General features: G+C 62.8%; 26 protein-coding genes. 15 read left to right on the top strand and 11 right to left on the bottom strand.

Translation table 11 applies throughout. The features are described from left to right. Positions 1 to 10: 10 nt before the first annotated feature. Both LOY26_RS13105 and araD1 read right to left on the bottom strand, forming a co-directional pair. Positions 11 to 1330, bottom strand: coding sequence for an MFS transporter (locus LOY26_RS13105; RefSeq protein ID WP_177447951.1), 1320 nt, complete (start codon positions 1328 to 1330; stop codon positions 11 to 13). A 64-nt stretch (positions 1331 to 1394) separates the two neighbouring features. Next, positions 1395 to 2393, bottom strand: coding sequence for an AraD1 family protein (gene araD1 / locus LOY26_RS13100; protein WP_258714869.1), 999 nt, complete (start codon positions 2391 to 2393; stop codon positions 1395 to 1397). 105 nt (positions 2394 to 2498) lie between these two features. Here araD1 and LOY26_RS13095 point away from each other — a divergent pair, with 105 nt between their 5' ends. Continuing rightward, the gene (locus LOY26_RS13095) at positions 2499 to 3416 is read left to right on the top strand and encodes a LysR family transcriptional regulator (protein ID WP_258714868.1); all 918 of its coding nucleotides are present in this window, start codon (positions 2499 to 2501) and stop codon (positions 3414 to 3416) included. Between the two features lie 20 nt (positions 3417 to 3436). On the opposite strand, the gene LOY26_RS13090 is transcribed toward LOY26_RS13095, so the two are convergent. Further along, entirely contained in the window at positions 3437 to 4267 is an 831-nt protein-coding gene (locus tag LOY26_RS13090) for an NAD(P)-dependent oxidoreductase (RefSeq protein ID WP_095064466.1), read from the bottom strand. 78 nt (positions 4268 to 4345) lie between these two features. Beyond that, on the bottom strand, positions 4346 to 5071 hold the full coding sequence (locus tag LOY26_RS13085) for an oligogalacturonate-specific porin KdgM family protein (protein WP_186653364.1): 726 nt from the start codon (positions 5069 to 5071) through the stop codon (positions 4346 to 4348). 359 nt (positions 5072 to 5430) lie between these two features. Between LOY26_RS13085 and LOY26_RS13080 the strand changes: the two genes are divergently transcribed. The 8 genes from LOY26_RS13080 to LOY26_RS13045 all read left to right on the top strand — a co-directional run bounded on the left by LOY26_RS13080 (position 5431) and on the right by LOY26_RS13045 (position 15490). After that, positions 5431 to 6585 carry a mandelate racemase family protein gene (locus LOY26_RS13080; protein ID WP_033697930.1) on the top strand — a complete coding sequence of 385 codons (1155 nt, stop codon included), beginning with the start codon at positions 5431 to 5433 and terminating at the stop codon, positions 6583 to 6585. A 120-nt stretch (positions 6586 to 6705) separates the two neighbouring features. Continuing rightward, on the top strand, positions 6706 to 8265 hold the full coding sequence (locus tag LOY26_RS13075) for an ABC transporter substrate-binding protein (RefSeq protein WP_227697305.1): 1560 nt from the start codon (positions 6706 to 6708) through the stop codon (positions 8263 to 8265). A 66-nt stretch (positions 8266 to 8331) separates the two neighbouring features. After that, a complete protein-coding gene (locus LOY26_RS13070) occupies positions 8332 to 9369 on the top strand; it encodes an ABC transporter permease (RefSeq protein WP_033697928.1) in 1038 nt (345 codons plus the stop codon). Between the two features lie 54 nt (positions 9370 to 9423). Then, a complete protein-coding gene (locus tag LOY26_RS13065; protein ID WP_186653351.1) occupies positions 9424 to 11034 on the top strand; it encodes an ABC transporter substrate-binding protein in 1611 nt (536 codons plus the stop codon). A gap of 62 nt (positions 11035 to 11096) precedes the next feature. Further along, positions 11097 to 12014, top strand: a complete 918-nt coding sequence (locus tag LOY26_RS13060; protein ID WP_033700042.1) for an ABC transporter permease — start codon at positions 11097 to 11099, stop codon at positions 12012 to 12014. Between the two features lie 11 nt (positions 12015 to 12025). Next, positions 12026 to 12865, top strand: coding sequence for an ABC transporter ATP-binding protein (locus tag LOY26_RS13055; RefSeq protein ID WP_033697926.1), 840 nt, complete (start codon positions 12026 to 12028; stop codon positions 12863 to 12865). A gap of 10 nt (positions 12866 to 12875) precedes the next feature. Then, complete coding sequence (locus tag LOY26_RS13050) at positions 12876 to 13652, top strand: ABC transporter ATP-binding protein (RefSeq protein WP_258714867.1); 777 nt, start codon at positions 12876 to 12878, stop codon at positions 13650 to 13652. A 41-nt stretch (positions 13653 to 13693) separates the two neighbouring features. Continuing rightward, positions 13694 to 15490 (top strand): glycoside hydrolase family 28 protein, encoded by a 1797-nt coding sequence (locus tag LOY26_RS13045; protein ID WP_258714866.1) that lies wholly within the window; start codon positions 13694 to 13696, stop codon positions 15488 to 15490. On the opposite strand, the gene LOY26_RS13040 is transcribed toward LOY26_RS13045, so the two are convergent. After that, positions 15478 to 16221 carry a FadR/GntR family transcriptional regulator gene (locus LOY26_RS13040; RefSeq protein WP_047583192.1) on the bottom strand — a complete coding sequence of 248 codons (744 nt, stop codon included), beginning with the start codon at positions 16219 to 16221 and terminating at the stop codon, positions 15478 to 15480. The genes LOY26_RS13045 and LOY26_RS13040 overlap by 13 nt on opposite strands. A 95-nt stretch (positions 16222 to 16316) precedes the next feature. Here LOY26_RS13040 and LOY26_RS13035 point away from each other — a divergent pair, with 95 nt between their 5' ends. From LOY26_RS13035 to LOY26_RS13025, 3 genes are all read left to right on the top strand, one after another. Then, entirely contained in the window at positions 16317 to 17018 is a 702-nt protein-coding gene (locus LOY26_RS13035; RefSeq protein WP_186653346.1) for a FadR/GntR family transcriptional regulator, read from the top strand. Between the two features lie 65 nt (positions 17019 to 17083). Beyond that, a complete protein-coding gene (locus LOY26_RS13030; RefSeq protein WP_095064468.1) occupies positions 17084 to 17551 on the top strand; it encodes a phosphotransferase system, HPr-related protein in 468 nt (155 codons plus the stop codon). Next, positions 17544 to 17735: a metallothionein gene (locus tag LOY26_RS13025; protein ID WP_077068409.1), complete on the top strand. Its 192-nt coding sequence runs from the start codon at positions 17544 to 17546 to the stop codon at positions 17733 to 17735. The genes LOY26_RS13030 and LOY26_RS13025 overlap by 8 nt, the downstream gene beginning before the upstream one ends. Before the next feature lie 51 nt (positions 17736 to 17786). Here the strand turns inward: LOY26_RS13025 and LOY26_RS13020 are convergent, their stop codons facing one another. Genes LOY26_RS13020 through LOY26_RS13000 form a run of 5 tightly spaced genes read right to left on the bottom strand, consistent with a single transcriptional unit; the run spans position 17787 to position 22092 of the window. Then, positions 17787 to 18212 carry a hypothetical protein gene (locus LOY26_RS13020; protein ID WP_033697920.1) on the bottom strand — a complete coding sequence of 142 codons (426 nt, stop codon included), beginning with the start codon at positions 18210 to 18212 and terminating at the stop codon, positions 17787 to 17789. A 34-nt stretch (positions 18213 to 18246) separates the two neighbouring features. After that, complete coding sequence (locus LOY26_RS13015; RefSeq protein ID WP_047583190.1) at positions 18247 to 19194, bottom strand: lysylphosphatidylglycerol synthase domain-containing protein; 948 nt, start codon at positions 19192 to 19194, stop codon at positions 18247 to 18249. Further along, the gene (gene clsB, locus LOY26_RS13010; RefSeq protein ID WP_033697918.1) at positions 19194 to 20396 is read right to left on the bottom strand and encodes a cardiolipin synthase ClsB; all 1203 of its coding nucleotides are present in this window, start codon (positions 20394 to 20396) and stop codon (positions 19194 to 19196) included. The genes LOY26_RS13015 and clsB overlap by 1 nt, the downstream gene beginning before the upstream one ends. After that, positions 20393 to 21178, bottom strand: a complete 786-nt coding sequence (locus LOY26_RS13005; RefSeq protein ID WP_186653338.1) for an endonuclease/exonuclease/phosphatase family protein — start codon at positions 21176 to 21178, stop codon at positions 20393 to 20395. The genes clsB and LOY26_RS13005 overlap by 4 nt, the downstream gene beginning before the upstream one ends. After that, on the bottom strand, positions 21175 to 22092 hold the full coding sequence (locus LOY26_RS13000) for a DUF72 domain-containing protein (protein WP_258714865.1): 918 nt from the start codon (positions 22090 to 22092) through the stop codon (positions 21175 to 21177). Before LOY26_RS13000 ends, LOY26_RS13005 begins: the two co-directional genes overlap by 4 nt. Before the next feature lie 189 nt (positions 22093 to 22281). On the opposite strand from LOY26_RS13000, the gene LOY26_RS12995 reads away from it, so the two are divergent. The 3 genes from LOY26_RS12995 to LOY26_RS12985 all read left to right on the top strand — a co-directional run bounded on the left by LOY26_RS12995 (position 22282) and on the right by LOY26_RS12985 (position 23621). After that, positions 22282 to 22833, top strand: coding sequence for an ATP-dependent Clp protease proteolytic subunit (locus LOY26_RS12995; RefSeq protein WP_186653324.1), 552 nt, complete (start codon positions 22282 to 22284; stop codon positions 22831 to 22833). Between the two features lie 140 nt (positions 22834 to 22973). Continuing rightward, on the top strand, positions 22974 to 23183 hold the full coding sequence (locus LOY26_RS12990; protein WP_186653322.1) for a general stress protein: 210 nt from the start codon (positions 22974 to 22976) through the stop codon (positions 23181 to 23183). A 168-nt stretch (positions 23184 to 23351) separates the two neighbouring features. Further along, the gene (locus LOY26_RS12985; RefSeq protein ID WP_077068408.1) at positions 23352 to 23621 is read left to right on the top strand and encodes a DUF6555 family protein; all 270 of its coding nucleotides are present in this window, start codon (positions 23352 to 23354) and stop codon (positions 23619 to 23621) included. Between the two features lie 46 nt (positions 23622 to 23667). Here LOY26_RS12985 and LOY26_RS12980 read toward each other — a convergent pair whose 3' ends face one another. After that, positions 23668 to 23838: a hypothetical protein gene (locus tag LOY26_RS12980; RefSeq protein ID WP_186653691.1), complete on the bottom strand. Its 171-nt coding sequence runs from the start codon at positions 23836 to 23838 to the stop codon at positions 23668 to 23670. Positions 23839 to 23891: the final 53 nt, after the last annotated feature.

Genomic DNA, 23891 nt, shown 5'->3' with positions numbered 1-23891 from the left:
GGTGCGGGGCTCAGGCCAGCCCGCGCTCGCGATAGTCGATCAGGCCAGAGAACAGCATCAGGCCGAAGGCCATGACCACGAAGAAGATCAGGGCCAGGAAGTAGGAACCGGTGAACTGCACGATCAAGCCGATCAGGATCGGCACCAGCACGCCGACCATGTTGCCGCAGAAGTTCATGCTGCCACCCAGCACGCCAGCTTTGGACTTGCCCCCGAGAATGGCCGGCAGGCACCAGTACATCCCGCACCAGCGGATGAAAAACAGCGCCACGCACAGCAGCGCGATGACCCGCGCGGCATCCGGGGTATACGCCACCAGCAGGATGCACAGCGCGGCAACGGCGGCCGAGCCTGCGAACATGCTGCGCATCACCGTGTTCGGTTGGCCGCCGTTGGCTTTCCACTTGTCCGAGATCCAGCCGCCGATCAGCTCACCGATAAAACCACACATGAAGATCAGGAAGGTGGCGCCACCCATGGCCTTGATATCGAGGTTGTGGGCTTGGTGCAGGTAGCTCGGCATCCAGGTCAACAAGCCGTAGAACACGCTGTTGTAGCAGGCGTAGCCGGCGAACATGCACAGCACCGAGCGGCTCTTGAGCAGTTCCTTGAGCACCGCTTTGCGGTTGCCGTTGGCTTGGGTCGCGGCATCGTTGGCCTGGGTGATGTAGGCAAGCTCGGCAGCGTTCACCTGCGGGTGTTCGCTGGGGTGGTTGCGGATGTACCACCAGGCCCAGATACCTGCCGCCACGGTGCCGACGCCGGCGATGATGAAGGCGATGCGCCAGGAGTCGAACCAGGTGATCAGCCCCGCGATGATGATGGCGCCAAACGCGGTGCCCAGCGGCGCGCCGCCGTCGACCAGGGTCGCCCCTCGGCCACGTTCGTTGGGGGTCAGCCAGGCCCCGTTGAGCTTGGCACCCGCCGGCATGATCGGCGATTCGGCCACACCGAGGCCGATGCGGGTGACCAGCAGAGTGATCCAGTTATGGGCAAAGCCGCCCAGTGCCTGGAACGCGCCCCAGCCGATGGTGGCGACACCGATGATATTGCGCACCTGGAAGCGGTCGAGCAGCACACCGGCCGGGATCTGCATCAGCGCGTAAGACCAGAAGAACGCGCTGAGGATCAACCCTTCAAGCGCGGGCGTAAGTTCGAACTCGGCAGAAATCAACGGCAGGGCCACCGACAGCGAAGCCCGGTCGATGTAGTTGATCGCTGCCAGCAACAGCAGGATCAGGAAGATCCGCCAGCGCACAGTAGTCGGTCTGGCGGTGTCTGAGCTGGCCGTGGCGGCGGCCGAGGCCGCGGTGTAAGGGGTGTTCTTCATGCTCATCTCACTTTTGTGATTGTTATGAAATGCCGCGGCGGCGCGGCCCTGCGCCGCCATCGGTTCAGAGCGTCTTCACCTCGCCAGGTGAGATGGCCGAAGGCGTCACGGCAATGCCATTGCACAGCGGGGCGCCGAAATCGGGCAGGCTGATCTCGAACACATCGCCCTCGACGGGCTTGATCTGGTCGGCGAACGACAAGGTCGCCGTGCCGAAGAAATGAATGTGCACATCGCCCGGGCGCAGGAACTGGGCGTACTTGAAGTGGTGATACTCCAGGTTGTCCAGAGAGTGGCACATGTTGTCCTCACCGCTGAGGAAGGCCTTTTCCCAGATCACCTGGCCGTCGCGACGAATCCGGCTGATGCCGTCCAGGTGGCGGGGCAGTTCACCCACCCGCAGTTCGGGGCCGAACGAGCAGCTACGCAGCTTGGAGTGAGCCAGGTAAAGGTAGTTGCGCCGTTCCATCACATGGTCGGAGAACTCGTTGCCGATGGCAAAGCCCAGGCGGTAGGGCTGGCCGTCATCGCCGATCACATACAGGCCGGCCAGTTCAGGCTCTTCGCCGGCATCCTCGGCAAATGCCGGGCTCTGCAACGCCTGGCCGGGCCGAACGACGATGGAGCCGTCGCCCTTGTAGAACCACTCCGGCTGCACGCCCGCGGTGCCTGGCGCAGGGCGCCCGCCCTCGATCCCCCACTGGAAGATCCGCGCAGTGTCGGTCAGCGTGGCGGCATCGTCGGTTTTCTGCTGGTGCATCTTGTCGCGGGTCGAGGCACTGCCCAGGTGGGTCAGCCCGGTGCCGCTGATCAGGCAATGGGCCGGGTCTTCGTGGTCCAGCGGGGGCAATACCCGGCATTCGCTCAAGGCCTGGCTGTAGCGTTGTTCGGTGCTGTACAGGCCACGCTCGTGTACTTCGGCGGCCAGGCTGTGCTGCTTGCCGATTGCGGCCAAGGCCAGTTCGCGCGTGGAGTGGGTATCATGCACGACCTGGATCAGGTCGCCTTCAACTACGCCTACGTGACGTTGGCCTGGGGTGGTTTCAAATTGGATCAGGCGCATGCTGGCTCCTGTGTTGTTCTTGTGGGGATGCCGACACTTTAATTTTCCCCGGCGTTGCTGCCTAATGAGAGCTGCTGACCCCGTGATAACTTTAAGTGATCCCCTATGCTGCCATCCTTGAGTTCCATGGCCTCTCGCCTTCGCTTGCGCCAGTTGCGGCTATTGATCAGCCTCGACGAGCTGGGCTCCATCCATAAAGCGGCCGAGGCAATGTCCATCAGCCAGCCCGGTGCAACCAAGGCCCTCAACGAGATTGAATCAACGCTTGGCGCGGTGCTGTTCGAGCGCACCAGCAAGGGCCTCGAAGCCAATGACCTGGGGCGGTGCGTGCTGCGCTATGCGCGACTGATCAGTAATGACCTGGCACACCTGCGGGAAGAAATGCTGGGGATTCTGCAAGGCCATGGGGGGCGCTTGTCGGTTGGCACCATCATGGGCGCGGTACCGATACTGGTGGAAGGCTTGGCGCGCCTGCGCGACAGTCAGCCAGACCTGTCGGTCTCGGTGGTCGAGGACACCAGCGACCGCCTGCTCAACTTACTCGACCAAGGCCGCCTGGACGTGGTGATCTGCCGGACCAGCGTCAGCCCGCGCCCAGCCGCGTACGACAGCCGGCCCAAGCACCAAGAACAGTTGGTGCTGGTGGCCAACCCTGGGCACGCCCTGGCCGGCAGTGATTCGTTAAGCCTGGGCCAGTTGGCCGGCTCACGCTGGCTGGTGTTCCCGGTCAACATGCCCATGCGCCTGACCCTGGAGCGCGAATTTCGCGAAGCGGGCCTGAGCTTTCCGCAGTACCCGATTGAAACCTCTTCTACCTTCACCACCTTGTCGATGCTGCTGCAAGACCCTGGGTTGCTGGCCGTGATGCCGTGGGATGTCGCCAAGGTCGCGGTGGACCACGGCATGCTGGTGCGCCTGCCGTTGCAGTTGAAGTCACGCAGTGAGCCGTACGAAGTGGTTACGCGCAAGGACGTGGAGCTGAGCACACCAACGCAGATGCTGGTGAGCATCCTGATGGCCTGAGCCCGCTGGCGTTGGCGCCTTCAGTCACCGAAAGGGCCGGCGGCGGTGAACGCGCCACCTTGCAGGTGCGCACTGGCATCGTCAGCAGCAGGCTTGGGCTGTTGCGCAAGCTTCTCGCGAAAGCGCTCCGAGCTGTCCTGCGGGTTGAAGCCCAGGTGCGCGGCGAAGCGGTTGTCCCACCACAGCTCACGGTTTGCCGAAACCCCATACACCACGGTGTGGCCAACGTTTTCGGCGAGCAACGCACGTTCTACCAGGTGCGCAAGGTCCGCATAACTCAGCCACGTCGAGAGCATGCGCAGGTTGCGTGGCTCGGGGAATGACGAGCCGATGCGCAGGCTCACGGTTTCGATGCCGTAGCGGTGAAAGTAGAAGGTGGCCAGGTCTTCGCCATACGACTTGGACAAGCCGTAGTAGCAGTCCGGACGGCGCACAGACTGCGCATCCACCGTCTCGTCCTGCGGGTAGAAGCCAGTCACATGGTTGGAGCTGGCGAACACAACCCGCTTGATGCCGTGCTTGCGTGCAGCCTCATAGACATGAAAGGTGCCGCGAATATTGGCGTCGAGAATGTCTTCGAACGCACGCTCCGTGGAAATGCCCCCCAGGTGAACGATGGCGTCCACGCCTTGGGCAAGCGCCAGTACCCCGTCCTTGTCCGCCAGGTTGCAACTGATCACCTCTTCATGGTCGCCAGCCGCTGGCGCCATCGCACTGATATCGGAAGCGCGCACGACAGTGGCGTGGGCCTGCAAGGCTTCGCGCAGGATCTGCCCGAGCCCGCCGGCAGCGCCGGTCAGCAGCAAGCGGTTGAAGGGTTTGCCCGAAGTGGGCGAGGCGAGTGTGGTCATGGTCAGCACCTTGGCTTTAAAGGTCGTTGGGGGTAGCGATGACGCCGGGCTACCTGGCAGGCCCCCGGCAGCGCGGCATTACATGAAGTTGTACTGGACGCCCAGACGCCAGCGGGCCTGGCGGTCATCGGTATAGGCGTTGACTTTGATGTCACCCACCTCCATGAACGGCGCCCACTGCTTGTTGAGCTTGTACTTGATGCTCAGGTTCTGCTCGTAGTCGCTCTTCTTGTTGTCGTAGCGGATGTAGTCGGTATCGAAGTGAATGTACTGGTACTCGAAGGCCCACGGGCCTTTCGGGGTGTAGCCCAGCCAACCTTCGAGGCGCGTGGTGTTCTGGTTGTCCTTGGCTCGGTCCGCCTTGGAATGATCGATCTGGTCGCGGTCGAGGTTGCGCGCGTCATGCCGCACACGGGTGGCGACGTACCAGGTGTCGCTGATCTTGTAGCTGTACTTCAAGCCGAACTTGTAGGCGGTGGCGTCCTTGGAGCTGTCCATCTGGAACGCCGGGGTGAGCGTCGACTTGGGGCTCAGCTTGTAGTTGTAGTCCACGGTGAACTCATGGCCGTTGTTGACCATGTTGTCGTAGGCCACGTCCTCACGGTCGCCGGCGGTCTTGTACTTGATCTCGGCGGCGAACCCCAGGCCGGTTTCCATCCGGTAATTCAGCTTGATGCGGTCGGAATGGATGCTGTCGTCTTCGGTGTAGCCGTGGCGGTAGTTGAGGCTGGCCGAGTCTGCGCAGGCATAGAAAGACAGGCCGAGTGTGCTGACAGCAATGAGATTGCGGAGTGTGGTGTTCATTCGATCTTCTTTTCTTGTTTTTGTTGAGGTCGTTTTGAAGCGGGTGGTCACCATCGGATGCGGTGGGGGGTAGGTGCCGCGATCAGATGCGGCAAAGTTATCGTACAACATTTGGGTTGTCTACGATTTCTTGGGTGGTTGTCGGATGACTTCTTTTAAAGCGCCTGAAATGCGCTTTCTAGAGGGTTCTATACGAACATTAAAATGCGATGCACGTCCCAAAAGACGAAAATAGGGGCTCGCAAAGGCCGGATCTGAAAGTTCTAAAGGGGTGCTTTTCAAAAGTTGTATGATGACGTAGGATTGCCTCCAGAGCGTGACTCACCCGCCACAAATCCAATAAGAAGGCTCAGACGTCCATGATCATCACTGCTGTAAACGTCCAGGTTTTTTCCTACCCCACGCGCCGCGCTGTCGACAGTGCCGGCCATGCCCACCCCGGTGACGTGACCCAGGCCAAGATGGCGTTGCTGCGCATCACCACCGAATGCGGCAATGAAGGCTATGCACTGGGTGCCCCTGAACTGATCCGCCCCTACGTGCTCGATGGTTTCGTGCGCAAAGTGCTGGTAGGCGCCAATGCCTTTGATCGCGAGAAGATCTGGCACGACCTTGCACACTGGCAACGCGGCAGCGCCAGCCAGTTGACCGATCGCGCCCTGGCACTGGTCGAGCAGGCCTTGTGGGATTGGGCCGGGCGCAAGCTGAACGTGCCGGTGCACAAGCTGATTGGCGGTTACCGCGACAAGGTGCCTGCGTATGGCTCGACCATGTGTGGCGACGAGCTCGAAGGCGGCTTGTCCACCCCTGAGGAATACGGGCGTTTTGCCGAAACCCTGGTCAAGCGTGGCTACAAGGCAATCAAGCTGCACACCTGGATGCCGCCGGTATCCTTCGCGCCCAGCGTGAGCATGGACATCAAGGCCTGCGCCGCCGTGCGCGAAGCGGTCGGCCCCGACATCGCACTGATGATCGACGGCTACCACTGGTACAGCCGTACCGACGCCCTGACCATCGGCCGCGCCCTGGAAAAGCTCAACTTCGCCTGGTTCGAAGAACCGATGATGGAAGACTCTGCCGAATCCTATGCCTGGCTCGCCGGCCAGCTGGACATCCCGGTGCTGGGCCCGGAAAGCCTGGGTGGCAAGCACCTGAGCCGGGCCAGTTGGGTCAAGCATGACGTGTGTGACATCCTGCGCGCCGGGGTTGCCGGGGTCGGCGGTATTGCACCGTGCCTGAAAGTGGCGCACATGGCCGAAGCGTTCGGCATGGATTGCGAAATCCACGGCAACGGCGCAGCCAACCTGGCCGTGGTCGGGGCCATCAAGAACTGCACCTGGTACGAGCGCGGCCTGTTGCACCCGTTCCTCGACTATGACGAGGTGCCGGCCTACCTCAAACGCCTGGTCGACCCGATGGACAAGGACGGTTTCGTCCACCTGTCGGACCTGCCTGGCCTGGGTGAAGAGATCGACTTCGACTACGTCGAGACCCATACATTGCAGCGCTTCTGACCCGTGCATGGCGGCGCGCGACAGTGCGCGCCGCCCGAGAGTCCAATAACTATAAAAAGGCAATCTCACATGAGCGTACTTCCCACATTCTGGGCAGGGGTCCTTGCCGCATCGCTGGCAATGACCTCGGCACCCACTGCTTTGGCCAAGACACCCGCCGACCAGTTGATCGTCGGCATGAGCATGATCAACCTGTTGTCCCTGGACCCAGCCGGTGCCACCGGGCTGGACGTCTCCGAGGTCAACGCCAACCTGTACGACATGCTGCTGGTGCAGGATGCGCAGCAACCGGACCAACTGGTGCCGGCGCTGGCGCAAAGCTGGCAGGTCAGCGATGACCGCAAGACCCTCACGTTCAAGCTGCGCGAGGGCGTCACGTTCCAGTCCGGCAATGCCTTCAGTGCCGAGGACGTCGTCTGGTCGCTGCAACGCATCCTCAAGCTCAACCTGGCCTTGGCCTCGACCTGGAAGGCTTACGGTTTCACGGCAGGCAATGTCGCCCAGTACATGCGTGCCAGTGATGCGCACACCTTCGTCCTCGAGCTGCCGCGGCCGACCGACCCGCTGCTGGTGCTCAACACCCTGGCGACATCGCCTAGTGCCTTCATTCTCGACCGCAAGGTAGTCCAGCAGCACCAGAAGGGCGATGACCTCGGCGCCGCCTGGCTGACCACACATGCTGCCGGCAGCGGGCCGTTCATCCTCAATGACTGGCGCGCCAATGATGTGATCCTGATGAGCCGTTTCGACGGTTACTGGGGCGGCCCGGCCAAGCTCAAGCGCATCGTCATGCGCAACATGACCGAATCGCAGTCGCTGCGGCTGATGGTGGAGCGCGGTGACCTGGACCTGGCCAAAGGCATGTCCGCCCCAGACATCGAAGCGCTGGAGAAGTCCGACAAGGTGCGTACCGAGACCGTGCAGCGCGGCACCCTCTACTACGTGGCGCTGAGCGTGAAGCAAAAGCCCTACGACGACGCCCGCGTGCGCAAGGCGGTACGCTCGCTGATTGACTACCAGGGCATCAACCAGACCGTCATGCCGCATTACGGCCAGCTCAATCAACGGCCACTGCCGCTGGGCCTGCCGGCACGCCTGGACGACCCAGGCTACCGCCTGAACGTGGCCGAGGCGAAACAACTGCTGGCCGAAGCCGGTTACCCCAACGGCTTCAAGACCACCATCCGCGTGCTCACCGAGCCGCCCTTCATCAACATTGCCTCCAGCCTGCAGGCCACCCTGGCCCAGGCGGGTATACAGGCCACCATCGTCACCGGTACCGGCAACCAGATCTACGGCGCCATGCGCGAACGCAGCTTCGACATCCTGGTTGGCCGTGGCGGCGGCGGTGCCGAGCGCCACCCGCATTCGAGCTTGCGCACCCTGGTGTACAACCCGGACAACCGTGACGAAGCCAAGCTGAGCAACTTCCAGGGCTGGCGCACCTCGTTCTACAGCCCCGAGCTGAACAGCCTGATCGAGCAGGCCGAAGTCGAACCCGACAAGGCCCGGCAGCTGGCCCAGTACCAGCAGATCCAGAACACGCTCGACACCCAGGTTGGCGCGATCCTGCCGGTTTCACAGATGACCGACACCGTGGTGCTGTACCACGACGTGCAGAACTATCAGGCCCACAGCGCGGCCACCACCCGTTACAAAGACGTCTACAAGTCGCGATGAGCGGGACGGGGGCGTGCGCGCCCCTGACGCCTCGGTGTTTGCTGAACGCTTTTTCAGGAGCCTGTTATGTTGCTTTCGACTGCCTCTGTGCTGGGCACCCGCGTGTCTGCCACTGCCCGACGGGCCAGCACGGTGCTGGTGACCTTGCTTGGCCTGTTGGCGCTGACGTTCTTCATTGGTCGGGTGATGCCGCTGGACCCGGTGCTGGCCGTGGTCGGTCCGGATGCCGACAGCTCCACCTATGAGCAGGTCTACCAGGCCATGGGCCTGGACAAACCGATCTGGACCCAGTTCGGGCTGTACCTCAACGATTTGCTGCACGGCGATTTCGGCAATGCGCTGCTCACCGGCCACCCGGTGCTGGACGACATCAAGCGGGTGTTCCCGGCGACCATCGAGCTGGCCACGCTGGCGATCCTGTTCGGCATCCTCATCGGCCTGCCACTGGGCGTGGTCGCCGCCAGCAACCAGGGCCGGCTGGGCGACCATGTGGCGCGGGTCATCACCCTGTTCGGCTACTCCACGCCGATTTTCTGGGTCGGCATGATGGGCCTGCTGGTGTTCTACGCCTGGCTTGGCTGGGCCGGCGGGGCAGGGCGCATCGACCTTGCCTACGACGGCATGGTCCCCGACGTGACCGGCCTGCTGCTGATCGACACTGCCTTGGCGCGTGACTGGGAAGCCTTCAGCAGTGCGCTGCGCCACATCATCTTGCCGGGGCTTATCCTCGGGCTGAACTCGGTGGCCTATATCAGCCGCATGACGCGCAGCTTCATGCTCGAGCAGCTCTCCCAGGAATACATCATCACAGCGCGGGTCAAGGGCCTGTCGCGGCGCCAGGTGGTCTGGGGCCATGCGTTTCGCAACATCCTCGTGCAGTTGCTGACCGTCGTCGCGCTGGCCTACGGCTCGCTGCTCGAAGGCGCGGTACTGATCGAGACCGTGTTCGCCTGGCCCGGTTTCGGCCAATACCTCACCAGCAGCCTGATGCTCGGTGACATGAACGCGGTGATGGGCTGCGTGCTGGTGATCGGCCTGATCTTCGTCGCCCTCAACCTGATCAGCGATGCCCTGTACAAGGTGTTCGACCCAAGGACCCGCTGAGCCCCAGCGGGCCGCGTGAACACATTGCATAACTATAAAAAGAAGGACGCCCACATGAAGACTGTACTCCCCCCGCTGCACATGAGCCTGCTGGGTGCGATCCTGGCGCTTGGGCCAATGGCTGCCGTGCAGGCCAAGACCCCCGCCGACCAGTTGATCGTCGGCATGAGCATGGTCAACCTGTTTTCCATCGACCCGGCCAACGCGCCGGGCCTGGATGCCTCCGGAGTCAATGCCAACCTGTACGACACGCTGGTCAAGCGCGACCAGGGCAACCCGGAAAAACACCTGCCACAGCTGGCCGAACGCTGGGCCATCAGCGAAGACGGCAAGCAGATCACCTTCCACCTGCGCACTGACGTTACGTTCCATTCCGGCAACCCCCTTACCGCCGAGGACGTGGCCTGGTCGCTGTACCGCGTGATGAAGCTCAACTACGGCCTGGCCACTACCTGGAAGGCCTACGGCTACACCGTCGACAACATTCAGGCACTGATTCGCGCCAGCGACGCACACACCTTGGTCATCGGCCTGCCACAGCCGACCGACCCGCTGCTGCTGATCGACTCGCTGGCAACTTCGCCCAGTGCGGTCATCGTCGACCGCCTGCAGGCCTTGAAACATGAAAAGAATGGCGACCTCGGCGCCGCCTGGCTGGTCACCAACGAAGCCGGCAGCGGCCCGTTCACCTTGGCCAAGTGGAGCGCCAACGATGCGCTGGTGATGAACCGTTTCGACGGCTACTGGGCAGGCCCGGCAAAGATGAAGCGGGTGCTGGTGCGACACATGACCGAATCACAGTCGCTGCGCCTGATGCTTGAACGCGGCGACCTGGACCTGGCCTATGGCATGGCCGCGCCCGACATCAAGGCCGTCGAGCGCACCGGCACGCTGCAGGTTCAGCCCTTGCAACGGGGCACCCTGTACTACGTGGCGATGAGCATGAAACAGCCCGAGTTCGCCAACCCGAAAGTGCGCGAGGCCGTGCGCTACCTGATCGACTACAAAGGCATCGACGAGCAGGTCATGCCGCACTATGGCCTGCTCAACCAGCAGCCGATGCAACTGGGCCTGGACGCACGCCTGCCAGACCCTGGCTACCGGCTCGACGTGGCCAAGGCCAAGGCGTTGCTGAGCGAAGCTGGCTACCCGCAAGGCTTCAGCACCACCCTGCGGACGTTGTCCGAACCGCCTTTCATCGACATTGCCGCACGCATGCAAGCGACCCTGGCCGAGGGCGGCATCAAGGCCAGCATCGTCACCGGTACCGGCAACCAGGTGTACGGCGCAATGCGCGCACGCAACTTCGAGATGATCGTCGCCCGCGGCGCCGAGCGCTACCCGCACCCTTACTTCAGCCTGCGCACCTTCGCTTACAACCCCGACAACAGTGACGCGGCCGGCCTGCCCAACTTCCAGGGCTGGCGTGCATCGTTCTTCGATCAACCGCTCAATGCGCTGATCGAGCAGGCCGGGGTCGAGCGAGACCCTGGCAAGCGCCTGAACCTGTACCACCAGGCGCAGAAGCGTTACGACGAACAGGTCGGCCCGATCATGATGATTTCGCAGATGACCGACACCGCAGTCAGCGCGGTGGACGTCAAGGGCTTCACCGGCGATGACGCCGAGGCGACCCGTTACCTGGGCGTCTACAAGCAACGCTGAACACTGCCGAGGGCGCCTGCGGGTGCCCCAGGTGGCCATGAGTTCACATCGAGAGCATGCCGATGATTGCCAACCTGTCTTCTACCGTTTCAAGCGACAAGGCGCAGGCCGACCGCGCACCCGCGTCGAGCGTCGACGCGCTGTACAAGAGCAGCCTGCGGGTGCTGCGCCACCTGCTGCGCAACCCGATGACCCTGGCGGGCCTGCTGGTGGCCTTGCTGCTGGTCGTGGTGGCTGCCTTCGCACCCTGGATCGCCACCCATGACCCGGTGGTGCAAAACCTCGCCAATGCCTTGCAGGCACCCGGTGCAGCGCACTGGTTCGGCACCGACGAATACGGCCGCGATATCTTCAGCCGGCTGGTGTATGGCTCACGCATCACCCTGTACATCATTACCCTGGTAACCGTCATCGTCGGCCCGATCGGGTTGTTCATCGGCACCGTGTCGGGTTACTTCGGCGGCGTCGTCGACACCGTTTTCATGCGCATCACCGATATCTTCATCTCCTTCCCCAGCCTGGTCCTGGCGCTGGCGTTCATCGCGGCCCTGGGCCCCGGCCTGGAACATGCCGTGGTCGCCATCGCGCTGACCTCGTGGCCACCGATCGCACGCCTGGCGCGCGCCGAAACGCTGTCGTTGCGCAAGGCCGACTTTGTCGTCGCGGTCGAGCTGCAGGGCGCCTCGCCGACGCGGATCATCCTGCGCCACATCGTGCCGATGTGCCTGTCGTCGGTGATCATCCGCCTGACCATGAACATGGCCGGCATCATTCTGACCGCCGCTGCGCTGGGCTTTCTTGGCCTGGGTGCGCAGGCGCCGCTGCCGGAGTGGGGCGCAATGATCTCCACCGGCCGGCGCTACATGCTCGAATGCTGGTGGCTGGTAGCCGTGCCGGGGGCCGCGATCATGCTGGTGAGCCTGGCGTTCAACCTGTTGGGCGATGGCCTGCGGGACATTCTCGACCCGCGTAGCGAGTAACTGGAGGCTTTATGTCGACGCTCAAACTCACTGTCGATTCGCTCAACGTGCGCTTCGTCAATGGCAAGAAAGAAACCCATGCGGTGCGCGACGTGTCGTTCACCCTGGGCCGGGAAAAACTGGCCATCGTCGGCGAGTCCGGCTCGGGCAAGTCCACGGTCGGGCGCAGCCTGCTCAAGCTGCACCCCGGTAGCACGCAGATCACCGCCAAGGCCCTGCAGTTCGGTGATGTCGACCTGCTCAGCGCCAGCGAGAAGGCCATGCAGAAGATTCGCGGCCAGCGCATCTCGATGATCATGCAAGACCCCAAGTACTCGCTCAACCCGGTGGTAAAGGTCGGCGAGCAGATCGCCGAGGCGTACCTCGCGCACCACAAGGCCAGCCGCAGCGAAGCGCGCGAGCGGGTCTTGCTGATGCTGGAAAAGGTTCATATCCGTGACCCCGGGCGGGTCTACAACCTGTACCCGCATGAAGTCAGCGGCGGCATGGGCCAGCGCATCATGATTGCCATGATGGTGATCACCAACCCGGAAGTGATCATCGCCGACGAGCCGACCTCGGCACTCGATGTGTCGGTACGCCAGCAAGTGCTCAACGTGCTCGAAGAGCTGGTGGTCGAGCAGCAGATGGGCCTGATCTTCGTCAGCCACGACCTCAACCTGGTCCGCAACTACTGCGACCGGGTGCTGGTGATGTACGCCGGGCGGGTGGTGGAATCGCTGGCCGCCTGCGACCTGCAGTACGCCGAACACCCGTACACCCGTGGCCTGCTGGCAGCCTTGCCGAGCATGGACAACCGCCGGCCGCGCTTGCCGGTCTTGCAACGCGACCCGCTGTGGCTCACCTGCTGAGGTAACTGACATGACCATGATCCAAGCACAATCGCTGAACCTGAGCTTCGGTGTGGGCGCTGCCTGCAACCAGGTGCTGCACGACGTCGACCTGACGGTAGAAGACGGCGAGTCGTTCGGCCTGGTCGGCGAGTCGGGCTCGGGCAAGACCACGGTCTTGCGCTGCCTGGCCGGCCAGTACCGGCATTGGAGCGGGGCGCTGAGCATTGCCGGGGCGCCCCTGCAACACAAGCTCAGCAAGGAACATTTTCGCAAGGTGCAGATGGTCTTCCAGGACCCTTACGGCTCGCTGCACCCGCGGCACACCATCGACACCGCGTTGCGCGAGCCGCTGACCATCCATGGCATGCGCGAACGCGACGACCGCATCAACGACATTTTGCTCAAGGTCGGGCTTAACGACAGCTTCCGCTACCGCTACCCGCACCAGTTGTCGGGCGGGCAACGCCAGCGCGTGGCCATCGCCCGGGCGCTGATCCTCGAACCGCGCGTGCTGTTGCTGGATGAACCGACGTCGGCGCTGGATGTGTCGGTGCAGGCCGAGATTCTCAACCTGCTGGCGGACCTGCGTCAGCGCGAGAAGCTGACCTACCTGATGGTCACCCACGACCTGGGTGTGGTCAGCCACCTGTGCGACAAGGTGGCGGTGATGCAGCAGGGGCGGATTGTCGAGCGCCTGGACAGCCAGGCCTTGAGCCAGGACCTGGCCAGCCACGACTACACCCGCATGCTGGTGCAAGCCAGCCGCGATTTCAGTGCCGAGTCGCCGCGCGTGGCATCCGCCTGATCAGCCACCTCACCGCAATGGCAACTACAAGGAAGATAAAAATGCCGTACGCAAGACCACTTCTGACCACGTTGGCCATCAGCTGCAGCCTGCCGCTGTGGGCGATGGAGCCCCCCACCAAGCTGCAGGTGCCGACGCTGGCCTATGACGACCAGCAGATCATCCTGGTCTGGGAAAAACCGGCCGACCACGCCGCCATCACCGACTACCACGTCTACGCCAACGGCAAGCTGCTCGGTGGCAGCAACACCAACAACGGCCAGGTATCGCCCGCCAAACCCTACATCGACCACTTCTACCAGCAGGACACGCGCAATTTCCATCACCGCATCGCCATCCACAGTTACACCGCGCAGGGCCTGGCGCCCGACACCGAATACCGCTTCACCGTGCGTTCGGTGGGCCGCGACGGCAAAGAGTCGGCTGATAGCCCCGTCATCACCCAACGCACCACCGCCGTGCCGGCGTTGTTCGATGTCAAACAGTACGGCGCCAAGGGAGACGGCCGCGCCCTCGACACTGTCGCGATCCAGCGTGCCATCGATGCCTGCACAGCAGGCTGCAAAGTGCTGCTGCCCGCCGGCACCTACAAGAGCGGCTCGCTGTACCTCAAAAGCAACATGACCCTGGAAATCGCCGAGGGCGCGACGCTGCTGGGCTCCGAGCGCGCCGAGGACTATCCACGCCAAGGCTACATCCAGTACCCGTACTCCACCACCGTGCGCCCGGCCTCGCTGATCAACGCCTTGCCGCGTGACCCACGCAAGCACCAGGCATTCGAGAACATCCGCATTGTCGGCAAGGGCGTCATCGACGGCAACGGCTGGAAGCGCCACGCCGACGTGCTCGACGAGCGTGGCCAGGCGCTGCCGTTCTACCTGCCCAGCGACAATACCCGTTACCTGCAGGACGGCCTGCTGGCCAAAGCCCAGGTCGAACGAGCAGTAGCCGAGGGCATGAACGTCAAGGACGCCTATGGCCAGATGCGCTCGTCGCTGGTCACTTTGCGCAATGTCACCAACGTCTTCTACGGTGGCTTCACCGTGCTTAACCCGGCCTACCACGGCATCATGAACCTGGAGACCGAAAACGTGGTGCTGGCCAACACCACGCACAAGACCTACGACGCCAACAACGGCGATGGCATCGAGTTCGCCAACAGCCGTGGCGCCATGGTGTTCAACAACTTCTTCGATACCGGTGATGACTGCGTCAACTTCGCTGCCGGCACGGGCGCCGATGCGGTCAGGCAAAAGCCCCAGGAAGACGCCTGGATCTTCAACAACTACTTCCGCAAGGGCCACGGCATGGTCGTCGCCGGCAGCCACACCGGGGCGTGGATCCAGAACATCCTGGCCGAGGACAACGTCTCCGACGGCACCGATACCGGCTTGCGCATGAAGAGCACCAACTTCATGGGGGGTGGGGCGCGTAACGTGGTATTCCGCGATTCGGCGATGCGCAACACGGTCAAGCAGGCGTTTATCTTTACCCTCGATTACAACGACCCCAATGCCAAGCTGGACTACCAGAAGTCGACGATAGCGGGGCAGTTCCGCGATGTGCGGGTCAGCGATGTCACCGTCGAGAACGCCCAACTGGCGGCGATCGAGGTCAAGGGCGACAGCCTGCATGGCGCTTATCACCAAGGCCTGGCCTTCGAGCGCGTGCGCTTCAGCGGGCCCGCCAAGGTGAAGATCGACGGCCTGCAAGGCTCACGGTTCGAGGCGGTTCACTTCAGCGAAGCCGGCACCGGCAACCCCTGGCAGGTCGGTAGCAGCGAAGGGCTGGTGTTCAAGGATGTACGGCCAGCCCCTGAGCCCGCTCACTCGCTGTAGACCGCCTGAAGCTTCTGCGCCTCACGCAGGCGCATGCGGCTGTTGCTCAAGTGCAGGAACATCGCCGCACGGGCGGCATCGACCTGCCTGCTGACGATGGCGTCGAAGATCTGCTGATGTTCGGCGTTGATGCCTGCCAGGTAGGTGCTGCGATTGCTTTGCCCGGTGTAGGCCGAGTTCATCCGGGTGCGGGGGATCAGCTTGGTACCCAGGTGCTTCATGATGTCGATCAGGTAGGGGTTGCCAGCGGCCTTGGCGATTTTCAGGTGGAACTGGAAGTCGGCGTTGGTGGTGCTACCGGACTTTTCCGGACCTTGCAGCAGCGCCTTCAGCGCCTGTTCCAGTTCGTCGATGGCCTGGGGCGTGGCCCGTTCGGCGGCCATGCCGGCGGCTTGCACCTCCAGGCTCAGGCGAAACTCCAGCAGGTCGAGCACGTCGGACAACAGCATGATGGTCGCCGGCCCGACGTTGAAGCCTTCCGGTGCCGGCATATCGAGGACGAAGGTACCGACGCCGTGCTGGGTTTCGACCAGGCCGGCCGCCTGCATCCGCGACAAGGCGTCACGCACCACCGACCGGCTGACGCTTTCGGCGGCCATGATCTGGGTTTCGGTGGGGAGTTTGTCGCCACGCTTGAGGGTGCCCTCGCGCATGCGTTGGGCAAAGCGCTCGACCAGCGATTCGGCGAGGCGGCGCGGTTTGATTTGGGCGGTGGCGTTGAAGTCCGACATCGTCGTGCTCTTGGCTGATCAGCGGGCATTATAGTGCGTTTTGCGGCAAAACTGCGGTTACAATCCTCCATCGTCTGGTTTGAATGGATCCTCCCATGGAGCGTGTTAACCCTGATCGACGGGTCAGCCTGGCCCAGCAACTGGTGCTGGAGTTGTCGCGCAGCATATTGGCCGGCGAACTGCCGGCCGGTACCAAGCTGCCGACCGAGCAAGCCTTCACCGAAGCGCGCAAGGTCAGCCGTACCGTGGTTCGCGAGGCGATGTCGCGGCTGCAGGCCGAGGGCCTGGTAGAAACCCGGCGTGGCATCGGTACGTTCGTGATGGACACCATCCGGCCGGGCGACCTTCAAGCTCATCCACATGAAAAGGGCAGCGCCCTTGATGCGGTGGCACTGCTCGAACTACGCCTGAGCCTTGAAGTGGAGTGCGCTGCGCTGGCTGCGCAACGCGCTACACCCGGCCAGTTGCTGGCCATTCGCGCGGCGCTGGACGATGCCAATGCCGTGGGGCCGCTGCACAAGGACAGCACCCGTATCGTCTTCGAGTTTCACCTGCAGATTGCCCTGTGCACCGGCAACAGCTTTTTCATCGATGCCATGCAGCACCTGGCCGATACCTTGATGAGCGGCGCACAACGCACGCTCAGCGACGGGCAACGCGCCCAGCACGTGCGTGAGCGCGCGCAGCTGTACGTTGCGCTCGAGCATCACGACGCCGATGCCGCTCGGGCCGCCATGCGGCTGCATCTGACCAATGCCCTGCATCGCGCGCGCAGCGCCGTTCAGGCGCCGGCGTGAAAAACTCTGAATCTTCCCGGGGGTAGCGCAGTCGACCGGTTGTAGCCAACTGACGGAGAACGCACATGTCTCGCCCCGATCAACCCAAGCCTTACACGCCAGCGGAAATCGACGACACCGAAGACCGCATGGGCAGTGTCCACGAGCTTGACTTCGATGACCATAACGACGAACGCGAAGGGCGGGTGGGTGACGAGCGACCTGCCCGTGAAGTCGACCAGGAATTTGCGCCCAAACGTGTCGCCGAAGCCGGCATGACGGGCGGCGAGGCGCTGAGCGACAGCCTCCATGAAGACAATGTCACCTATGACGACATGAGCCCGGACACCTTGCTGGACGAGACCGGTGCCCGTGACCCGTATGAAGCCGGTGACGGCGAAGGCCCGGCTGACCAGTCCTTGCGGCGGGTCGGTGCGGGCGAAATTGGCGGCGGGTTCGGCCTGGACGAGGCTGAGCTGGCGCGTTCGGCGCCGCTGGACGGTGAACCCTGGACCGATGACGTAGTAGACGAGGAGGACAAACCCCATGAATGAGCAACGCTGTGCCTGTGCCCACTGTTCTTGCACGGTGGATGTCAATGCCTTGCAACAAGAGGGCAAGGCGTATTGCTGTGAAGCCTGTGCGTCGGGGCATCGCAATGGCGAGCCGTGCCGCATGAGCGGTTGTGATTGCGCTGAGGCGTCGCGGCCAGTCGAGGACGACGACAGCGCGGTGTGAATTGGACCGCCTTTTGGGGGTGCGAGCAGCCCCAAAAGGCGCCACTACGGGTCAATGCGTTTGCCAGATCCCGTCGCTGCGCTCGCAATCTGCCCGCGCCTGGCCAAGGCTGGGCGTGTCGTAATAGTAGGTAATCACCCGCGCATCCTTGGACAACGCCGGCCGTGTCGAAGGTTGCCCACCCCCGGCTTTGGGGTTGGCCAAGGCTTCCTGGGTCAAGGGCGCGATGCAACTGCCTACGCTGCCATCCGCGCACCGCGCGACTTTCTGCTTCTGCGTACTGAGCATGTCCTTGCTCTCGTTGCTGCACGACCAGTTGATCGCTTCGGCAGGCAGGTTGCTGTAGCTGTAACAGGTGTGCTGCTCAACCGGCTTGACGGCTTCGCTGGAGGAACGGGTGAGCACATTGCAGGCCTCTGCCAGCACATGGGTGCTGGCAAAGCTTGTGAGCATCATCATCAACAGAGCGACTCGCATACGCTACCTCCCGGGCCAAGGCCCTTGAACCGCGCTAGGCTGGGTTATCGCGCTGGCGCATGGCCTTGGCGCGCTTTTCCAGAATCAGATACGTAACGACTGCCAGCACCAGGGGGATCAGGTAGTACAGCGTTCGATACCCCAATAGCGCGGCTACCAGCGTGCCTTGAGGGATCTGGCCGTGCAGCAAGGCCAGGAACACCGTTTCAAGCACGCCAAGGCCTGCCGGGATGTGCGCGACCACACCTGCCACGCAACTGATGAGCAGGATCCCGAGAATCGACGGGTAAAAGGCCTTTTCAGGGAGCAGCCAGAAGATCAGCAGCGCCATCAACGCCCAGTTGCTGGCGCCAAGGGCTACCTGGCACAGCGCCAGGCGCAAGGCCGGCAGGGTGACTTCATGTTCGCGCCACTGCCAGGTACGTTTTTTTGCAAAGCCGCAGGCCAGCAGGTAGGCAAGGGCGATGGCCAGCAAGCCGAACCCGATCAGTTGCAAGCCTGTAGCGCCCACCGCCCAGCTTTCGGGCAGTTTCACCAAGCGCAGGGCGAATACCGTACCGGCCAGCAGCATGTAGCCCATCCAGTTGGTCAACAGGCCTAAGGTCAGGATGCGGGTGATCGTCGCGGTGTCCAGGCCAAGCCGGCCATACAGCCGATAACGCAAGGCGACGCCGCCCACCCATGTGGTGAAGTTGAGGTTGAAGGCGTAGCACACGAACGCCACCGGCAACACCTGCCTGGCGGGCAGCGTATGCCCTGTGTAGGCACGTGCGAGCAGGTCGTAACTGGCAAACGTCAGGTAGCTGCACAAGGCGATGACCAAGCCGATGGCCAGGGTCCCGGGTTTGTAGGCCAGCAGTGACTGACGCACCTCGTTCCAGTCAAGGTTGCGCGCCAGCATGTACAGCAAGGCGGGTATCAGCAACAGGAACAGCAAGGTGAACAGGCGCTTGGCCCAGGTTTGCCACCGTGTGCGCGCCATCAGGTCTGCCCCTCGTGAAAATCGCCGTGTGCTTCGACCTCCGGTTGCACCGAGCGCAAGCGCTGACGGTGCGCCGGGAACCAGCCGGCTATCCGCGGGAAGTGGCGTATGGCGTGGAAGCACAGGAAGATCAGCGGTGCCCGCCACCAGTAGCCGCGGATCATCCGTTCCAGGGTGACCGATTTGCATTGTTCGCTGGCCAGCGCCTGCAGATGCTGGTGCAACTGCTGGTTGAACCCACGATCGCGGATGAACAGGTTGGCCTCCAGGTTGAACGACAGGCTCAACGGGTCCAGGTTGCTTGAACCCACAGTGGCCCACTGGTCGTCGACCAAGGCGACCTTGCCGTGCAACGGCCGGCTGCAGTACTCGTGAATACGCACCCCGTCGCGCAATAGGTAGTTGTACAGCAGCCGCGACAAGGCCCGCACCCAGCGCATGTCGGGCTGGCCCTGCAGAATCAAGGTCACGGCCACCCCGCGCCGCGCTGCATTACGCAGTTCGCGCAGCAACCGGTAGCCCGGAAAGAAATAGGCATTGGCCACCACGATACGCTGCCGGGCCGCACGAAAGGCTTGCAGGTACTGCGCTTCGATGGCGGTGCTGCGCTGGCCATTGTCGCGCTCGACCAGCACGGCCGTGATCGCCCCGGTAGGCTCGGTGACCGGGCGCACCTCGCTGGGGGGCTGCAGCACCGGCGACATCAGGCGCCTACTGGTGGCGTGCACCTGGGCCACCACGGGGCCGGTGACCTCGACGGCGTAGTCCTGCTTGGCCATGGGCCCGTAGTCGCCCAGGTGATCGGCACTGTAGTTGATGCCGCCGATGAACGCGCGCTGCCCATCGATCACCACGATCTTGCGGTGCAGGCGGCGAAACAGGTTGGTGCGCATGCCCGCCAGCCTGGGCTGGGGGTCGAAGGCATGAAAGTTGACGCCGGCGTCGGTCATCGCCGAGATGAAGGCGTCGGGCAGGTCGGCAGTGCCGTAGCCATCGACCGCCACCTCGACGCGCACACCACGGCCAGCGGCCGCTATCAGCACCTGCTGCAGCTGCTGGCCGACCTTGTCATCGAAAATGATGAACGTCTCCAGCAGAATTTCTTCCCGCGCCTGGGCCATCGCCTCGAATACGCGTGGGTAGTATTGTTCGCCGTTGATCAGCAACTGCACGCTGTTGCCCTCTAGCCAAGGTCGGTTCACAGGCTTATCTCCGCAGCAAGGGGGACATGGTCAGAAAGGTGCGACCAAGGGTACTTCGCCAGCACCTGCGCCTTGCCCGGCATGGCATTGCGCAGGTAGATACGGTCGAGCCGCAGCAGTGGCAACCGCGCCGGAAAGCTGCGCGCCGGGGTCCCGAAATGCTCGCCAAAGGCTTCGACCAGGTGTTCGGACAACACCGCATCGGCCTTCAGGCGCCAGTCATTGAAGTCGCCGGCAATGATCACCGGCGCCTTGGGCGGCAAGCTGTCGAGCAGTTCCAGCAACAAGCGCACCTGGCGCTGGCGGTGGGCCTCGCGCAGGCCCAGGTGCACGCACACCGCGTGTACCTGCTGATGGCCTGGCACGTCCAGGCAACAGTGCAGCAGGCCCCGCTGTTCATTGCCCTGAATGGAGACATCGAGGTTGGTGAACTGGCGGATCGGGAACTTCGACAGCAGGGCATTGCCGTGGTCGCCATGGGGGTACACGGCGTTGCGCCCATAGGCGAACTGCGGCCACATGCTGTCGGCCAAAAACTCGTACTGCGGGATTTCCGGCCACGCCGCATGGCGTATGGCATGTTGCTGATGGCTGCCGTGCACCTCCTGAAGAAACACCAGGTCGGCACCGGTGGCGCGTACGGCCTCACGCAGCTCCGGCAGGATGAAACGCCGGTTGAATACAGTGAAGCCCTTGTGCACGTTGATAGTCAGCACGTTCAGCCGATGCACCGTGGTGACGTTGTCGATGATGCAGCGGGGGGCTGTCAGGGTTCGGTTCAAAGCTCGACCTCCGGTGCGACGCCAGGCTCGGTGACCAGGTCGTAATCGAGTTTCAGCTTTTCCAGCAGGCGTCGCGCGTCGTAGGGCGCATGCACCTTCTGGTCGTTGTCGAAGTAGCAATAGATGTCGCGGGAGGCACGCTGGGGTGGCGCGCCGGGCACAATCAACTGCGCGTCTTCCACCTGGCCGCCCTGGCTCCAACGCACGATGCGTTGCTTCCAGCGGCGCAAGGCGTGCGCGGTGTAGCCGCTGCTGTACAGTTCCACGTCGCCGTGCAGGCGCATGTAGACAAAGTCGGCGGTGATATCTTCGACATATGGCCATTTGCCTGCGCTGTCGGCCACTACCAGCGCAATACGGTGTTTGCGCAGCAGCTTGACGAAGGCTTCACATAGAAAGCTCTCGTTGCGGATTTCCACGGCGTGGCGCAGCCGTGCGTTGCCATCGATGTTGGTACTGCCATTGCCCTTGAGGCGCTCGGCACACCCTTTGGCACATTCGCGCGCGGCGTCCCGGTTGCGCGGGAGCAGTTGGAAAAACCGGGCGAAGCGTGCTTCGTCGAACGTCATGTTGGGCGGAAACTGCCACAGGATGGGGCCCAGTTTGTCACCCAGCAACAACGGCCCGGAGGCAAAGAAATTGGCCACCGGCTCTTCGATATCCTTGAGCCTGCGTACATGGGTGATATAGCGCGGCCCCTTGACCGAGAACACGAAACCGTCTGGCGTCTCCTCACGCCAGCCCAGATACCGTTCGGGAGTTTGCAGGCTGTAGAACGAGCCATTGATCTCGATGCTGTTGACTGCCCGCGAGGCGAACGCCAGTTCGCTGTCCTGGCGCAGCCCCTTGGGGTAGAAATCCCTGCGCCAAGGGCCGTAGCGCCACCCTGATATTCCGATGCGGATCTCGCTCACGCTGCCTTCCTCATTGCCAGCTCTTTGAGAGGTCACTCTGAAATTGCGACTGGCACGGGCCTGTGAGGTTCAGCACGGTTGACCAACGGGAGCGCGAGCAGAGTTGAACTTTGCCGCCGATGGCGTCTCCACCGCATACCAATGAGGGCCTGCCCATTCAATGGATGACCCGCCACCCTGGAGGCAAGCATGGCCAGACATATCATCCATTTCACCGGCCCGATCAACTCATCCACCTGCGGCAACCTGATCAGCACCTGCTCGCGGGCCATGCAACAAGGCGCCGAATTGCTGCAACTGAACATCGCCACCATGGGCGGTGAGTGCAGTTATGGGTTCACCTTGTACAACTTCCTGCGCGCGTTGCCGATTCCGCTGCACACCCACAACCTGGGCACGGTGGAGTCGATGGGCAATATCCTGTTTCTGGCAGGCGAGCACCGCACCGCCTGTGCGTTCAGCAAGTTCCTGTTTCACCCCTTTCACTGGACGCTGCATGGCTCGGTCGACCATGCCAGGATGGCTGAATACGCCATGAGCCTGGACTACGACCTGCGCCTTTACGCGCAGATCGTCGCCGAACGGACCGAGGGCAGTGCCGAAGTGCTGGATGTGCCCCGTTACCTGATGGCGTATCCGCGGATACTGGGGCCCGAGGAGGCGCTGGAGAACGGGCTGATCCACGCCATCGACGAGATGCCGATCGAATCGCAAAGCACCCAGTGGAGTGTGCATGCCTGAGGCTGCGGCGCAAACATTTGGCCTACGGCTGTTTCATGCCACCCGTCAGCCCTGTGCAAAACGATTGAGCATTGGCGCTGATCACTGGCTCGGAATTAAGGCATTGCGCAGACAACCCTTCCATCGCAAGGAGAAACGACATGGCGCTTGAACAAGGGCGGACCAGCCAGCGCGGCGGCACCAAGGAGAACAACCCGGGCAATTTCGCCAATGACCGGGAAAAGGCGTCCCGCGCGGGGCACAAGGGCGGGAAAGTGTCCGGCGGCAACTTCGCCAACGACCGTGAACGGGCGTCGCAAGCCGGACGCAAGGGTGGGCAGAACAGCCATGGTGGCGGGCGACACTCGTGACCCAGGGCCTAGCCGATTGAATGTGATGGGAGCGGGTTCGGCGCCGCGTTGAACCCGCTTCAACGCCATTCGAGGCCACTGGTACCGAAGGTCGGCAAAAATTTTGAATTTTCTCACACTGCCCCGATCAATCAGTGAGTCATCCATGGAGAAGAGGAGGCCCCTGCGATGCCTGGTCCACAGCTTTACATCATCGATTATCAACTGCATGGTCAGCCGCGCAGTTTCATCATTCGTCTTGAACGGTTGGACAACGCCGAAGCCTGGCATTGGGCAAGTTGTGATGCGGGCATCGGCATCATTCCCAAGTTCGGGCGGGAGAAAATCAAGAAAGTGAGCAGGCCGATGGCAGAACGCTACGGGATTACGGCGGTGAGCTGGCGTATTTCCGGGAGTAAACCCAATCAGCCAGTGGGTGACCCTGCAGTAGTGGGCTGATCGGTGGTGCGGCGATGGGCTGCACTGCAGCCCATCGATTCGGCAATCAGGCGCCCGATTCAGGGTCGCTGGCAGGTACCCCGGGGCGGTTTTCGTCATCATCGGTCAGGTTCGGATCGGCATCCGGGTCGTCCACCTGGTCCTGGCGCCTGTCAGGTTCCAGCTCTGGCCAGTCATCCTCGACGCTGCCACCCCCCATCTGCAGTCTGTCTTTCATCTCGCAACCCTCCGCTTGGATCGAGTCCACTTCGATAAAAAAGGGCCCGCGAT

This window comes from Pseudomonas sp. B21-047 (assembly GCF_024748775.1).
Classification (GTDB): Bacteria; Pseudomonadota; Gammaproteobacteria; order Pseudomonadales; family Pseudomonadaceae; genus Aquipseudomonas; species Aquipseudomonas capeferrum.
The sequence above is the reverse complement of the archived record's forward strand: the minus strand, read 5'-3'. Positions and strand labels throughout refer to the sequence as shown.